Origin of the sequence: Marinomonas sp. BSi20584 (genome assembly GCF_002792415.1) — a bacterium.
GTDB classification, from domain to species: Bacteria; Pseudomonadota; Gammaproteobacteria; order Pseudomonadales; family Marinomonadaceae; genus Marinomonas; species Marinomonas polaris.
Window position 1 is genome coordinate 159,401 of record NZ_KZ454874.1, and the last position, 14,228, is coordinate 173,628.

General features: G+C 42.4%; 14 protein-coding genes. 2 read left to right on the forward strand and 12 right to left on the reverse strand.

Annotated features, from left to right (window positions below):
• Positions 1 to 104: 104 nt before the first annotated feature.
• The 8 genes from tatC to TY87_RS07785 form a co-directional block, all read right to left on the reverse strand.
• Entirely contained in the window at positions 105 to 881 is a 777-nt protein-coding gene (gene tatC / locus TY87_RS07750) for a twin-arginine translocase subunit TatC (protein WP_011978570.1), read from the reverse strand.
• 36 nt (positions 882 to 917) lie between these two features.
• Positions 918 to 1,379, reverse strand: coding sequence for a Sec-independent protein translocase protein TatB (tatB, locus tag TY87_RS22735; protein ID WP_232617092.1), 462 nt, complete (start codon positions 1,377 to 1,379; stop codon positions 918 to 920).
• A 3-nt stretch (positions 1,380 to 1,382) separates the two neighbouring features.
• A complete protein-coding gene (tatA, locus tag TY87_RS07760) occupies positions 1,383 to 1,601 on the reverse strand; it encodes a Sec-independent protein translocase subunit TatA (RefSeq protein ID WP_100186622.1) in 219 nt (72 codons plus the stop codon).
• Positions 1,602 to 1,617: 16 nt separating this feature from the next.
• Complete coding sequence (locus TY87_RS07765; RefSeq protein ID WP_072838955.1) at positions 1,618 to 1,950, reverse strand: phosphoribosyl-ATP diphosphatase; 333 nt, start codon at positions 1,948 to 1,950, stop codon at positions 1,618 to 1,620.
• A gap of 16 nt (positions 1,951 to 1,966) precedes the next feature.
• On the reverse strand, positions 1,967 to 3,610 hold the full coding sequence (gene ubiB, locus TY87_RS07770; protein WP_100186623.1) for a ubiquinone biosynthesis regulatory protein kinase UbiB: 1,644 nt from the start codon (positions 3,608 to 3,610) through the stop codon (positions 1,967 to 1,969).
• A gap of 2 nt (positions 3,611 to 3,612) precedes the next feature.
• Positions 3,613 to 4,368: a bifunctional demethylmenaquinone methyltransferase/2-methoxy-6-polyprenyl-1,4-benzoquinol methylase UbiE gene (ubiE, locus tag TY87_RS07775; protein ID WP_100186624.1), complete on the reverse strand. Its 756-nt coding sequence runs from the start codon at positions 4,366 to 4,368 to the stop codon at positions 3,613 to 3,615.
• Between the two features lie 174 nt (positions 4,369 to 4,542).
• Positions 4,543 to 6,069 carry a GGDEF domain-containing protein gene (locus TY87_RS07780; protein WP_100186625.1) on the reverse strand — a complete coding sequence of 509 codons (1,527 nt, stop codon included), beginning with the start codon at positions 6,067 to 6,069 and terminating at the stop codon, positions 4,543 to 4,545.
• A gap of 15 nt (positions 6,070 to 6,084) precedes the next feature.
• Positions 6,085 to 6,705 (reverse strand): thiol:disulfide interchange protein DsbA/DsbL, encoded by a 621-nt coding sequence (locus TY87_RS07785; RefSeq protein WP_072838959.1) that lies wholly within the window; start codon positions 6,703 to 6,705, stop codon positions 6,085 to 6,087.
• Between the two features lie 323 nt (positions 6,706 to 7,028).
• Here TY87_RS07785 and yihA point away from each other — a divergent pair, with 323 nt between their 5' ends.
• Positions 7,029 to 7,673, forward strand: a complete 645-nt coding sequence (gene yihA, locus TY87_RS07790; RefSeq protein WP_100186626.1) for a ribosome biogenesis GTP-binding protein YihA/YsxC — start codon at positions 7,029 to 7,031, stop codon at positions 7,671 to 7,673.
• A gap of 69 nt (positions 7,674 to 7,742) precedes the next feature.
• On the opposite strand, the gene gshA is transcribed toward yihA, so the two are convergent.
• From gshA to hisB, 4 genes are all read right to left on the reverse strand, one after another.
• Positions 7,743 to 9,335 carry a glutamate--cysteine ligase gene (gene gshA / locus TY87_RS07795; RefSeq protein ID WP_100186627.1) on the reverse strand — a complete coding sequence of 531 codons (1,593 nt, stop codon included), beginning with the start codon at positions 9,333 to 9,335 and terminating at the stop codon, positions 7,743 to 7,745.
• Positions 9,336 to 9,569: 234 nt separating this feature from the next.
• Positions 9,570 to 10,343 (reverse strand): imidazole glycerol phosphate synthase subunit HisF, encoded by a 774-nt coding sequence (gene hisF, locus TY87_RS07800; protein ID WP_100186628.1) that lies wholly within the window; start codon positions 10,341 to 10,343, stop codon positions 9,570 to 9,572.
• 58 nt (positions 10,344 to 10,401) lie between these two features.
• Positions 10,402 to 11,064 carry an imidazole glycerol phosphate synthase subunit HisH gene (gene hisH / locus TY87_RS07805; RefSeq protein ID WP_100186629.1) on the reverse strand — a complete coding sequence of 221 codons (663 nt, stop codon included), beginning with the start codon at positions 11,062 to 11,064 and terminating at the stop codon, positions 10,402 to 10,404.
• 42 nt (positions 11,065 to 11,106) lie between these two features.
• Positions 11,107 to 11,700: an imidazoleglycerol-phosphate dehydratase HisB gene (hisB, locus tag TY87_RS07810; protein WP_072838962.1), complete on the reverse strand. Its 594-nt coding sequence runs from the start codon at positions 11,698 to 11,700 to the stop codon at positions 11,107 to 11,109.
• A 267-nt stretch (positions 11,701 to 11,967) separates the two neighbouring features.
• Between hisB and TY87_RS07815 the strand changes: the two genes are divergently transcribed.
• Complete coding sequence (locus TY87_RS07815; RefSeq protein ID WP_100186630.1) at positions 11,968 to 14,196, forward strand: AsmA family protein; 2,229 nt, start codon at positions 11,968 to 11,970, stop codon at positions 14,194 to 14,196.
• The last annotated feature ends 32 nt before the right edge of the window (positions 14,197 to 14,228 follow it).

Here is a 14,228-nt window from a genome sequence, read left to right on the forward strand (position 1 = left end):
AAAATTATTTCATTTTTATAAATATTTTCCTCATAACAACAAAAAGACGCTTAAGAGATTAATCTTAAGCGTCTTATGTGTAGTGCGTGAACAATGGGAGGTTGTTATTGGCTTGCTTTGGACCTTTCACTCTCTTCTTTTTCTTCACTCCCATCAACCACAACTTTTACTGTGCGGCCAGCAATAAGTCCAAGTTCGAATAGCATCCACATTGGGATGGCCAGCAAGGTCTGCGAAAAAATATCGGGTGGCGTAATGAGCATGCCAACAACAAAACAACCTAGAAAAATATAAGGACGTTTTTTGGATAGCGTCGCAACTGTTGTGACACCCGCTTTAATAAGTAAGTAGGTGGCAACAGGGATTTCAAAGGTTACGCCGAAAGCAAAGAATAGTTTTAAGACAAAGTTTAGGTAGTTATTAATGTCCGTCATAACGGTCACTTCGCCAGGCCCTACTGTCGTGAAAAATCCGAAGATAAGTGGCAAGACAACGTAGTAAGCAAACAGAACGCCAGCATAAAAAAGAAAAATACTGGAAACCAATAGTGGAATCGCAATTTGTTTCTCGTTTTTATACAGAGCAGGCGCAATAAACGACCAAGCCTGAAAAAGAGTATAGGGAACCGATATTAGTACCGCGACGGCAAAGGTTAGCTTGAGGGGCGCAAGAAAGGGTGATGCTACTTCTGTTGCTATCAACGAGCTGCCAGGCGGGAGTAATAGTCGTAGTGGTTCAGAGACAATCAGATATAAATCGTTGGCAAAAGAATACAAGCCAATAAAGAGGATAAGTATCGCCAGAACACACTTTAATAAACGATTTCTTAGCTCGATAAGATGAGCGACAAGTGGTGCTTGATTGGAAGAATCTGTACTCATAATGCGTCACATGTCCGCGCGTTGTTAAAATAATGATTAGGTTCGAGAAGTAGTCGTTTCAGTCGTTTTTTTAATATCATCCATGGCTTGCTTCTCAGTTGAGTCTGATTTTTCCATTGTTTCTGACTCGTCAGCCGTAGATAGTAGCACTTCTTTTTCCACCGCTGCGGTATCTGCTTTTTCTTCTGCTGACTGCACAGCGGTGATTGGCTCAAGCGCATCTTTTTTAGTGTCGTAACCTTCAGGGTAGGGCGTTATGGTATTTTGAATCGCCTGACCTTCTTTTAGAAGGCGCTGATTGGTCTCGTTAATTTTCTGTTGCAGCTCTTCATGATCCAGCTGTGCATTAATTTCTCTTTGCACTGAATTAATACTGCGGCGAATTTTACGAATCCATAGCCCCGCCGTTTTTGCTGCATGAGGCAAACGTTCAGGGCCAAGAATTAAAAGACCAACTACGAAAACAACAAGGAGTTCAGAAAAGCCAATGTCGAACACAGATTAGGCGCTCTTATTATCTTTTTTAACTTCAGCATCAATTACTTTATGCTGGGCGGTTTTTTCGTCTTCGGCTTCCGTGTCTTTGTCGACGGCTTCTTTAAAGCCTTTGACAGCACCACCTAGATCAGAGCCAAGGTTCTTAAGCTTTTTGGTGCCAAAAATAAGTACTAAAATGGCTAAAACAATTAATAATTGCCAAATACTGATTCCACCTAACATAAATTACTCCTACTGCTTATTTGGTACGACTGGCTTTTTCGTCTAAGCCAGACAAGTTAAATCTGCGTGCTAGTTCATCAAGTATAGCATCTGGGCCAATATCTAAATGAGATAACATGACAAGTGTGTGAAACCATAGATCTGCAGTTTCATAAATCAAATCGGATTTATCACCAGAGATCACTGCGTCTTTCGCCGCAATAATGGTTTCAATACTTTCTTCGCCTACTTTCTCAAGGATCTTATTTAATCCCTTTGCGTGTAGACTAGCAACATAAGAAGAGTCTGCTGCTGCGGCTTTACGTTGTTCTAGTGTGGCTGCTAATTCAGCCAATACATCGGATTTCATTATAGTCTCTCAAAGGTTACGGTTTTAAGACAAGCAGGTAAATTCCTACTAAAAACAGTCCTAAACTGGTTAAATCGGCGTCTTTTATATGCGTTAAAGATGCAGGATCAGTAATAATCCAAGCCGCACCTAAGCTTAGTAGCCCAAGCAATCTGAAGGGTATATTTTGTCGGCCTTTTTTTAATTCTTTACCTAATTGATCAATAGCTTCGGTCTGCGCCTGCATGCGTTCTTCTTGGTGCGACATTTGTGATAACGCAGTAAAAATCAAATTAGGAATTTGTGGTAATTGACCTGCCCACTGCGGAGCTTGTTTGCGTACTTCTTCCATCACGCGTTTTGGCCCCATTTGTTCTCGCATCCAGCGTTCTAGGAATGGCTTAGCTGTCACCCATAGATCCAAGTCCGGATAAAGCTGGCGGCCCAAACCTTCAATATTGAGTAGAGTTTTTTCCAATAAAACTAGCTGTGGCTGCACTTCCATATTAAAGCGACGTGCGGTTTGGAATAAACCAATCAGTACTTGTCCAAAAGAAATGTCTTTCAGCGGTTTGGCAAACATAGGTTCACAAACACTGCGAATAGCAGACTCAAAGGCATGTACCGGCGTACCTTTAGGAACCCAGCCGCTTTCAACATGAAGTTCTGCAACTAAACGATAATCTCGCTGGAAAAACGCTAATAGGTTACGTGCTAAGTAACTTTTGTCTGCGTCATCTAGGCTGCCCATAATGGCGCAGTCAATAGCGATATATTTGGGTTTCTGTGGATTAGTGGCATCTACAAAGATATTGCCTGGATGCATGTCGGCATGGAAAAAACTGTGCGAGAAAACTTGGGTGAAAAAGATTTCAACACCGCGTTCTGCCAAGCACTTCATGTCGACATTAGCTTTATTAAGTGCTGCAATGTCGGCTACAGGAATGCCAGAGATACGTTCCATGACCATGACATTACGATGACTGTAATCCCAATAGACTTGTGGCACATACAGTAATTCTGAATTGGTAAAATTGCGCTGTAATAAGCCCGTATTGGCTGCTTCTTTGGCAAGATCCAGTTCATCAAGAATGGTATATTCGTAATCTGTTACTACTTCGACAGGTCTTAAGCGACGACCGTCGGCGCTCAAATTAGCAACAAGGTGCGCCAAAGTGTAGAGTAAACTAATATCTTTACTGATGGTTTTTTCAATCTTCGGACGAATGACTTTAACAACTACGTCTTCGCCAGAATGCAATTTAGCAGTATGAACTTGTGCAATAGAAGCAGAGGCCAAAGGCGTTGCCGAAAACTCAGCGAACAGTTCAGAAACCGGTGCTTTTAAATCTCTTTCGACAATGGCTTGAGCGATATGGCCGGGAAAAGCAGGCACTTTGTCTTGCAGCTTTGCTAGCTCGTCGGCGATATCATCGTCTAGTAAATCTCGGCGTGTTGATAATATTTGTCCGAACTTAACAAAGATAGGGCCAAGGCTTTCCAGAGCCAGACGAAGTCGCTCACCTTTATTTTGACTAGCGCGCTTGCGGCCAATGGAGCAAACAAGACCAAGAGTGTAACGAATATACCAAGGCAAAAGAGCGAAAGGAATAAACACATCAAGACGAAAGCGCATTACCGTATAGAGTATGCGCAGTAAACGAAAAGTACTGATCAACATGGCTAAAATTTAAATCCTTTATGAAGCGCAACAATGCCGCCCGTTAAATTTTGGTAGCTGGTACGTTCAAATCCGACTTCATCCATCATGCTTTTCAGAGTTTCTTGATCTGGATGCATACGAATTGATTCGGCAAGGTAACGGTAACTGTCTGCGTCATTCGCGATCAATTTGCCCATTGCTGGAAGTAAGCGGAAAGAATATTGATCGTAGACTTGTGATAAAAGCTCAGATTCTGGTTTAGAAAACTCCAGAACTAATAAACGGCCACCTGGCTTCAATACGCGATACATAGATGCAAGAGCTTTGGATTTGTCAGTCACATTGCGCAAACCAAAGGCAATGGTAATGCAGTCGAAAGTATCGTCAGGAAAGGGCAGTGCTTCGGCGTTGGCTTGAACAAATTTCACGTTACCAACAATGCCTTGATTGGCGAGCTTGTCACGACCAACTTTCAGCATTGAGTCATTAATATCCGCTAGAATGACTTGTCCTTCGCTACCCACAAGGCGAGAAAATTTAACCGTCAAATCACCTGTGCCGCCGGCGATATCTAGCACGCTGTTGCCAGCACGAACGCCTGATTGGCTAATAGTGTGTCGCTTCCATAGACGATGAATACCACCGGACATCAAATCATTCATAATGTCGTATTTGGCAGCTACGGAATGAAAAACTTGTGCGACGGCTTTCACTTTTTCATCTGTTGGGATTTCTTTGAAGCCAAAGTCGGTGGTTGTTTTCTGATCGTCTTGCATAAACTACTTCATCCTAGTGGCGGCATCGCTCGCCATTCTCTTTATTGAAAAGCTTTATTGGGAGCCTATTGAAAAGCCTAATTTAATCGCTTTATCGTTGTTTGACAGCGTTGCGTTCAATGTAAGTGGTTATTGTAACCGCGACAGCAAAGCTCTGGTACTGCTTTACCTAAACTATTTATTCGCCATGACTCTATTTCGTCCTGCTTCTTTAGCCATATAGAGTTGTTTGTCAGCTCTAGCGAATAAAGATTCTGGGTTTTCTTGTGTGTGAAGTTCTGCGATACCAATAGATATGGAAATCGATACTGGCTCGCCTTGCATATTGAATGGTGTTTTGGCTACCGCAAGTCGAATAGCTTCAGCACGTTCGATGGCTTGTACCAAAGTAGTATCTGGAAAAGCGATAACAAATTCTTCGCCGCCGTAACGAAACATAAGATCTTCTTTTAATAGAGCGCTACGTATTTGTTTTGGTACGAGGCGTAATACTTTGTCGCCAGCAAGATGCCCCCAAGTATCATTCACTTTTTTAAAATGGTCGATATCGCAGACTGCTAAGCAAATGGGTTTTTGAGTTTTTTGCATGATTTTGCATAAGGGCAAAATAGCATCTTGGTAAGCGGTTCGGTTTGGTAGGTCAGTCAATGAATCTGTCATTGCTTGAGCGAGCTTTTCTTGCAGTAATGAGCGAAGTGACACCGTATCTTTTTCCATTCGCGTTACTTTATTTTTAAGTAAGGAGATGGATTGATTGGCGTGTTTTTCCTGCTCTACCATTTGCGTCTTGTATTCGGTCATGGTGCTTGAAATAGTCGACAGTCTATTGTTAATAAGTGTTTTTAGGCTTTCTAAATCGTTGGCGCTCTGAACTGCTTGTGATGTGTCTGTAACTTGTTTTTGTAGCTTGTTGTTAAAGCCTTCGCGACTCACAGATAGCGATTTCTGTGAGTGATAACTGCTGGAGATGGATTCGTTGATACTGGCAAGTTGCTTATTTAACTGATTAAGATAGTTAGTCAGACTTTCTTGTGTTTTGCCGATAGCGATCATTATTAAGTTAATAGCTTCATCAAGTAGTCCAGGAAGCTGTTGGAGGTTGTCGTTGCCTAAAAGTGCTTTTTTTAAGTCGACAATGTCTTCGTCGTAATGACTCGGTAATGATAAGTTATTCATGAGCCCAGCAAGTGTGTGGCTAATTTGAATCATGATTTCTTGATCATTTTTCTGTGATTTCGTTTCTAGATCTCGATTGAAAAACCGTCTGAAAAGTGAGCTTTTAGGTTGGCTTGACTCTATTTGGGTCAATGTTTTCTCAGCCAACGACAAAAAGCCTTTTAAAAGATGAGGCCATTTAGATGGAGTTTGCCAGTGTAGACGTATTTGGGCTTCAAGTTCTTTTTTCTCGTTCTGAGGGACTCTTTTGCTGTCTTGTTTTTCAAGCAGATCGATAAGTTCTTGTAACGTACTTCTAACCTGTTTAGCTCGGCTGCTTTGGGCTTCATCACTTTTGATTAGCAGCGGTTCTGCATTATTAAGCACATCTTGTATTTCTTGGGCATCCGCTCCTTTGGTTATAACTTGGCGAATTTGGCGAACAACGGAATCAAGCTCTGGGTCATTCCCTTCAGCTAGCATACTGGTTCTGGAAACTGCTTTACGTAACGCTTCTATCAGTTTGTCACTCGATGATTCCGTCATATCGCCTCATTTTTATTATTTCTGACGTTCTTTTTCGATAAGAAAATCAACAACTTTGTAGATATTTTCATTGCCATTTGCAGTTTCAGCGCTTACCAAGTATTTACCGTTTACGATTATTCCTGGTACACCGCGAGCGCCGTAGGCACGTATTTTTGCATCGGCTTGGCTAAGGCGGCTATTCACAGCAAAAGAATTGAATTGCTTACGAAATTCATCTTCACTAACACCATAGTTTGAAAAGAAAGCAGCAAGTGCATCTTCAGAGTTTAGATTACGGTGTTCAACATGGATAGCATTAAAAAGATCTGCGCGAATTTTATCTTCTATACCAAGTAGATCGGCGACATAGAAGGCTTTTGCATGTGCTAACCAACCTCGACCGAATACAGCTGGCAAGAATTTGAAATCAACATCGTTTGGTAGATTTTTTTTCCAAGCTTGAGTGATAGGTTCTAGTTTGTAGCAATGTGGGCATCCGTACCAAAAAATTTCAGTAACTTCGATCTTACTAGGGTCACTAGTGCGAACTGGCGTTTTTATAGTTGTATAACCATTACCGTCACTGTATTCAGCGGCAGCAGCAGTCAGTGGGATAAGTAGGGAAAGTATCAGCGCTGAAAACAGCTTTATCATGGATTACTCCTAGTCGTATTTATAGTCATGTTAATTTACAAAGGTATTCTTACATCATGCACAGAATTACAACAGAATACGATTCCATCAAAGACTTAAGGTTCTAATTTTCCAGTAAGTTTACATAAAACTTACATCTATGACGCCTATTGCCGGCTGTTATTTGTCGTGTTTTGTAAATCCTTGTCTCAATTGTGTTCATTTACCCAGATTGAGGTAGCTTATCGAGTTTAACATGGCATATTTTCGCGTTTGCTGGCATTATATACAGCAATTGAAACAAACCTGAATGCAAATCCGAATCTATTGACGAATATCAACTTATGACCCCTTTTGACTCCACTTTCCAATCCGCGCACTTCATTAAGAGTGCTGAGAAACTTTCTCAATGTCCTTTAGACCAAGGTGTTGAGGTCGCATTTGCAGGTCGCTCAAATGCTGGTAAATCTACAGCGCTAAATACTCTTACGAATCAAAAGAAATTGGCGCGTACCTCAAAAACGCCAGGTCGAACTCAGTTGATTAACTGTTTTGGATTAAATGTTGATGATCGTCGTCTAATTGACCTTCCAGGTTACGGCTTCGCTAAAGTGCCTATTGCCATGAAAAAAGTCTGGCAAGCACACATGCAAGATTACCTGATGAATCGTCGCTCTTTAGCTGGTGTTGTTTTGGTAATGGACATCCGCCATCCATTAAAAGAGTTTGATGAAATGATGTTGGATTGGGCAAAATCTAACCGCATGAAAGTTCATGTGTTGTTAACCAAGTCTGACAAGCTAAAGCGCGGACCGGCAAAGTCTACCCAATTGGCTGTACAGAAAGTTCTCAAGAATCTTGGTGTTGATGGTTCTGTTCAGACTTTCTCATCCTTGAGTGGGGATGGTGTGGATGTTTTGCGTATCAAACTCGCTGAATGGCTGGTGCTTGATAATCTTGAAGAGATTCCGGTTTCGCCAAACGCATAATGTTGTGGTAAAACGAAAAAAGCCTCGCGAGAGGCTTTTTTTATGTCTGTTAGTCAAAATTAGGCCACTTTACTGCGGTGTCAAATAAGCCGCGAGGAAGGTATCAAAGTCCACTTCATCAGCTGCTTCAATGGCTTCTTGATCACGTAACGAGCGTTCTGCTTTTTCCATAAACTCGCGGGTCAGTTCTTCGGATAACGGACGAGACATCCATTCTGTTTGCTGTTCTTTCGATAGCGCCAACATGGCATTTTGATAACCTTGTTGTACTTTACTGCGTTCAAGTAGCTGTGCAGAAGGTAATAGGGCCTCGTTGCTAAGTTTTTCTCTTTGAATCTCTACCGCTTGTTGATAGGCAGGATTGCCTGTTTTAGAGGATAAAAATTCAGCGACTTCTGTCAGTGCATTCAGCATGTCTTCGGCCTTGGTGCGCAGTTTGGTTGGACCTTGGCCAAAATCAAAGTCCATGTCTAGGTCACGACCATGGGATGCAATTTCTTGCTGCATTTTACGAAGTTGACTGCATTCAGCACTGCCTAGTCGCTCATCGCCACGTAACATGCAGTAAAGCAGGAATACATCAATAAAATACAAGGTCGAAGATTGCATGCCGATAGAAGAGCTTGGATCTAGATCCATAATGCGAACTTCAATGTATTCAACGCCTCTGGCATGCAGGGCTGCACTTGGGTGTTCGCCAGGTTGCGTGACGCGTTTAGGGCGAATGTCGCTGTAATACTCGTTTTCGATCTGCAATAAATTGCTATTAAGTTGGCGATATTGTCCATCGACTTTCACACCTATGTCTTGGTAGCGCTGATAAGGTGTCTGTAGGGCTTTTTTTACCGTGCTGATGTAGGTTTCAACTTCGTTGTAACATACATATAAATCGGCTTGAGCCTTATTTTGATAACCAAGATCACTCATGCGAAGTGAGGTGGCTTTTGGGCCAAACCAAGTGTTCTTTTCTAATTTATCTAGGCTGTCAGGCTTTTTCGGTAAAAAGCTTTCATCAATAGCGGGTGATGCACCGAACAACAGCGATAGCATCCAAGAGCTACGACGGAAGTTACGGATCAAAGCAAAATAGCTGTCTGATTGAAAAGCTTGTTTTTCAGCTTTTGAAAGATTGGATTTGCCTTTGTAGCTTTCCAAGAAAGACCAGAAGTCCTTATCAAAAGAGAAGTTGTAATGCATGCCAGCGATACATTGCATGATACGACCATAACGATTAGACAGACCTTCGCGGTAAACGCGTTTTAGCTTACCAGTGTTTGATTCGCCATAATACGCGATAGGAACATCTTCGTTACCCGCTAAATAACAAGGCATACTGGCCGGCCACAAACATTCGTCTTGCTTATATAGTTCGTGGTTAACCAAGTTATGAATGTCTTCTAGCTCTTTAATGACACCTTCAACGCTTGGGTGAACGCCAGTAATAAATTCCATCAAAGATTCGGAATAATCCGTTGTGATGGAGCTATGAGTCAGTGCCGAGCCCAATGCTTTCGGGTGAGGCTTATGCGAGATGTGGCCTTCAGTTCGGTCAACTCGTAGCGCTTCTCGTTCTACGCCACGATGAAAGGTGAGTGCAGAAGTCGTCGCGGCTTGCTGGCAATGAGTTGCCAGCGCTTGCAAAGCATCGGTTAAGGTGGTCAAGAAGTCTTCCTTCTATTGAATAAGGCAAAATTGAATTTCAGGGATTGTACTCGGCAGAGCTGATTCGCAGCAAGCAACAGATACCCCATGCACAAAAAATGCTGACTTCTAGAACATAGATATAAGAAATTTGTCGCGCAAGGGCACGACAAAAAATATCCCCCTGAATCGCAGCCTACAAAAATCAAATCACCTTTAGGCCTTCAGGCCGTCAATTTTTACTAGAGGAATGGATTAAAGGCGCATCTCAATGCCAGCATCGGTCATGCGCTGTTTTGCTTCTTGAATGCTGTATTCGCCAAAATGGAAAATGCTGGCTGCCAATACGGCATCCGCCTTGCCTTCAATGACACCATCTACAAGATGATCCAAGTTGCCAACACCGCCAGAGGCGATTACTGGTACATGAACCGCTTCACTTATAGCGCGAGTGACACCAAGGTCGAAACCATTTTTAGTACCGTCACGGTCCATACTGGTTAGCAGGATTTCCCCTGCGCCGTATTCAACCATTTTCTTTGCCCATTCAACGGCATCTAAACCTGTTGGTTTGCGGCCGCCATGAGTAAAGATTTCCCACTTATCAGGTTCACCTTCCGCGCTGACTTTTTTTGCATCAATGGCAACAACAATACATTGAGAGCCAAAGCGTTGTGCGGCCTCGCGAACAAATTCAGGGTTAAATACCGCTGCGGTATTTATGCCGACTTTATCTGCGCCAGCGTTTAACATGCGGCGAATGTCTTCGCAGGTGCGAATGCCGCCGCCCACTGTTAAAGGAATAAACACTTGGCTGGCAATGGCTTCAACCATGTGAACTGTCGTTGCGCGGTCGTCTGAACTGGCGGTGATGTCTAGAAAAGTAATCTCATCGGCGCCTTGCTCGTTATAGCGTTTTGCTACTTCAACTGGGTCGCCGGCGTCACGAATATCGACGAACTGAACACCTTTTACAACGCGGCCATTGTCCACATCAAGGCAAGGAATAATACGTTTTGCTAAGCCCATAAAATGGTGCTCCTAGAATCTAATATGCTTCTATCTAAACAAACTTGATGGCTTGTAGTTATGGCTTGCCATCCCAGTGAAGGAAGTTTTTATAAAGCTGAAGACCGTCTTTATGGCTTTTTTCTGGGTGAAATTGCACGGCGAAAACATTGTCTCGAGCGAGCGCAACACAGAACTCCAAACCGTAATCACAGGTGCCAGCAACTTCACTTTTATTTTCAGGTACAACATAAAAACTGTGTACAAAATAAAAGCGAGCGTTGTCAGGAATATCTGCCCAAAGAGGGTGATTTATTGTGTGTTTAACCTGATTCCAGCCCATGTGCGGCACTTTAAGTTTGCTACCGTCATGATCTGTGTGCTTTTCACCAAAGAACAAAGCGTTGCCTTGGAAATGGTTCAAACAATCTACACCGCCGTTTTCTTCGCTGTGAGACATCAAAGATTGAATGCCGACACAAATAGCGAGAAATGGCTTTTCCGCCATGGCTTTACGAATACTAGGAACCAGTCCTGCATTGTTCATTTCACCAATACAATCACGAATCGCGCCAACGCCGGGTAATAGCACTCGATCTGCTGCATCAATAACCTCAGGATCACTGGTTACAATTACCGTGGTATTTTCATCAGCGACGTGTTCAAGAGCTTTGGCAACCGAGTGAAGGTTGCCCATGCCGTAGTCGATCACTGCGACTGTAGATTTTTTCATGTCACTCATACTCTTATTGCTCATACTCTTACCGCTCAAACTAAGAGAGTCCTACAAAGAACCTTTAGTGGAAGGCATTTGCCCTGCCATGCGCTCGTCAGCTTCTAGAGCCATGCGTAGCGCACGTCCAAATGCTTTGAAGATGGTTTCCGCTTGGTGGTGAGTATTTTTACCGCGAAGATTATCTAAATGTAGCGTTACTTTGGCATGGTTGATAAAACCGTGGAAAAATTCTGAGAACAAATCCACATCAAAACCGCCAACAGAGCCACGAGTAAAAGGTACGTGCATTTCTAGACCTGGACGGCCTGAGAAATCTATTACTACGCGAGACAAGGCTTCATCTAATGGTACATAAGCGTGGCCATAGCGTTTGATGCCTTTTTTATCGCCAACAGCAATGTCAAAAGCTTGTCCTAAAGTGATGCCCAAATCTTCGACTGTGTGGTGAGCATCAATGTGAAGGTCGCCAACTGCATGAATGTCTAAGTCAATCAGACCATGACGTGCTACTTGCTCAAGCATATGGTCAAGGAAAGGGACGCCTGTGACGCAGTTGAATTTACCGGTACCGTCTAAGTTAATCGACACCTTGATCTGAGTTTCAAGCGTATTACGCTCGACACTGGCAATGCGATCGGACATTGATTGGTTTCTCCACAGTGATGGTGACGAATAGTCGCCACGTTTTTGTATATTAAGAGCATGACATAATTTCCCTATTATAGAACGTGGGCTCTTTAGCTTCTATGCTTTGTCTGTGTGTTTTTTAATGAGTTGTCTCTATTGCGTCGATAAACTCCTAATTCGAATGCTATGATATGGCATCTATACGATGCAGCATGCGCTCTTAGTTAGGTTTCAGGTTAGGTTGAACGCATTTGTCGGAATACATTTATTAAGGGGTTTGTCATGGTTTGGATAAAGCGACTTTCACTGTTGGTGGCTGGTTTATTAGCCGTTGTTGCCATTTTGTTGGCGTACGTCATGTTGTTTGTGAATCCAAATGATTTTAAAGACGAGCTAAAAAGCGTAGCGCTAGAAAAAGCCAATGTTAATTTACGCCTGGATGGTGATATTAGCTGGTCGTTTTTCCCTTGGCTGGGGCTTGGATTGGAAGATATTGGCGTTTCCATAGGCTCTGATCCTGAAATTTTACAATTTGATCGTGCTGAATTTGGCTTGGCGATTCTGCCTTTGTTTGAGCAAAAAATTCAGGTGAACAAAGTGAACTTGGTTAATCTAAAAGCCAGTTTGAACAAAAACGCTCAAGGCCAAGGTAATTGGCAACTAGATTTACCGGACAACTCGCCTGCAGCAAGTTCTTCTGCTTCAACGAACACAGCTTCCAATAATTCTTCTGATAACACAGTTGAAAAAATCAAATTTCCTGATATTCAGTTAGATGAACTACGTATTGAAAATGCGCAAGTGCAATACCGTGATGAACAAACAAAGCAGCTTATTAACGCGACGCTAAACGTACAGTTAAACGATGTTCAATGGGACAAAGCTTGGCCTATGGTGATGGATATCGCCGTGACACAAAGTGATTTACAAGGTAAATCACCAATCAAGGCGAAAGCGACATTAAATGCTAATCTTGCGGTTTTCCCTGAGCGCGAATCTTTGTCGCTAGACTCTTTGGTGTTATCTGGGGAAGTTGAAAGTGATTTGCTACCAACGAGTCCAATCAGCGCCAAACTTAGTGCCACCAATGTCGATCTTGATTTACCGCAAGAGAATGTCTTGGTAGAAGGCTTGGCATTAAGTGTGTTAGGTGTAAATGTTGACGCTAAAATTCAAGCGTATCAAGTGTTGAGCGAACCTCAGTTTTCAGCAGTGTTAACGGTAGGGGAGTTTAATCCGCGCTATTTAATGACGCGTTTAAATTTACCTTTGCCTGAAATGTCTGATGATAAAGCGCTGACTAAAGCGCGTGCCAATATAACCCTAGAAGGCAATTTAGATTCGATTACAGCACAGCCAATATCTATTGCGATGGACGACACAAATATTGAAGCCAATGCTGTGGTTGATTTATCACCTTTGCGTTGGGATGTTAGTGTTGCTGGTAAAAACTTAGACCTAGATCGCTATTTGCCAACGCCTATTGAAAAAGGCAAAGACGGGAAGGTTGAAGCAATAACTAATGTAGATATTGCCGCTAAAGCAGAATCTGGTGACCTGATACCAATCGATTTGATTCGTTCTTTAAATGGCCATGTTGGCGTGGTGTTCGAAAACATTACTGTCAAAAAGTTAAAAATCGATAAAATTGAGCTGGATTCAACTCAGTTGCACGGTTTGGTAAAAGTTTCTCCTCTTCGTGCTTCATTATATAAAGGTAGTGTGTCATCAAAAGCTAGTTTGGATGTACGAGGCATCACGCCAGTGTTTAATATTTCACCGACTATTGATGGCGTACAAATTCAACCTTTGCTTGTCGATTTTATGGACATGAACAAAATTGCGGGTGCTACTTATTTAAATGGTGAGCTTAGTGCCAAGGGCAATAGTCTTGATACTCTAATGGCATCTCTGCAAGGTGACTTATTGATAGATATTAAAAACGGCGCTTTAGTTGGGACCAACCTAACGAAAACGGTATGTGAAGGTATAGCTGCAATTCGTAAGGATAAAATTAATGATCAGCAGTTTGGCCAAGATACCCCGTTTGAAACCATGCGATTTCCTGCACATATCATTAATGGCAGAGTGTCAACTCCAGGTTTAAAAATAAGCTCTGCGGGTATTCAAGTGACGGGTGATGGTGTGGTGTCACTGCCAAATTCCTCTTTAGATTATCAAGCCAATGTAGGGATTGCGGGTAGCGAATTAGATAAAGCCTGTCACGTCAATGAGAAAGTGACTAAGTTAGCATTTCCTATTGTCTGTAAGGGGCAATTTAGTGATGATCCTGCTGGTTTATGTCGTCCTGATATAAAAGGCTTCGGGAAGTTATTTGCTGATTTGGCAGAAGATGAACTGAAACTTAAAGTGGATGCTGAAAAAGCACGACTAAAGGTTAAAGCTGAAGCTGAAAAAGCACGCTTGAAAGCTGAGCTGGAAGAAAAACGCAAAGCAGAAGAAGAAAGGCTTAAGGATAAGCTGAAAGATAAATTAAAGAGTTTGTTCTAATAACTGACGGACTTAAGCGCTGATTAAAAATA

Excerpts from the sequence above, each read along its gene's own strand:
- hisH (WP_100186629.1), bottom strand. The coding sequence starts at position 11,064 with ATGAGTGACATGAAAAAATCTACAGTCGCAGTGATCGACTACGGCATG.
- hisB (WP_072838962.1), bottom strand. The coding sequence starts at position 11,700 with ATGTCCGATCGCATTGCCAGTGTCGAGCGTAATACGCTTGAAACTCAG.
- yihA (WP_100186626.1), top strand. The coding sequence starts at position 7,029 with ATGACCCCTTTTGACTCCACTTTCCAATCCGCGCACTTCATTAAGAGT.
- TY87_RS07765 (WP_072838955.1), bottom strand. The coding sequence starts at position 1,950 with ATGAAATCCGATGTATTGGCTGAATTAGCAGCCACACTAGAACAACGT.
- hisF (WP_100186628.1), bottom strand. The coding sequence starts at position 10,343 with ATGGGCTTAGCAAAACGTATTATTCCTTGCCTTGATGTGGACAATGGC.
- ubiB (WP_100186623.1), bottom strand. The coding sequence starts at position 3,610 with ATGTTGATCAGTACTTTTCGTTTACTGCGCATACTCTATACGGTAATG.
- TY87_RS07780 (WP_100186625.1), bottom strand. The coding sequence starts at position 6,069 with ATGACGGAATCATCGAGTGACAAACTGATAGAAGCGTTACGTAAAGCA.
- tatC (WP_011978570.1), bottom strand. The coding sequence starts at position 881 with ATGAGTACAGATTCTTCCAATCAAGCACCACTTGTCGCTCATCTTATC.
- tatA (WP_100186622.1), bottom strand. The coding sequence starts at position 1,601 with ATGTTAGGTGGAATCAGTATTTGGCAATTATTAATTGTTTTAGCCATT.
- TY87_RS07815 (WP_100186630.1), top strand. The coding sequence starts at position 11,968 with ATGGTTTGGATAAAGCGACTTTCACTGTTGGTGGCTGGTTTATTAGCC.
- ubiE (WP_100186624.1), bottom strand. The coding sequence starts at position 4,368 with ATGCAAGACGATCAGAAAACAACCACCGACTTTGGCTTCAAAGAAATC.
- TY87_RS07785 (WP_072838959.1), bottom strand. The coding sequence starts at position 6,705 with ATGATAAAGCTGTTTTCAGCGCTGATACTTTCCCTACTTATCCCACTG.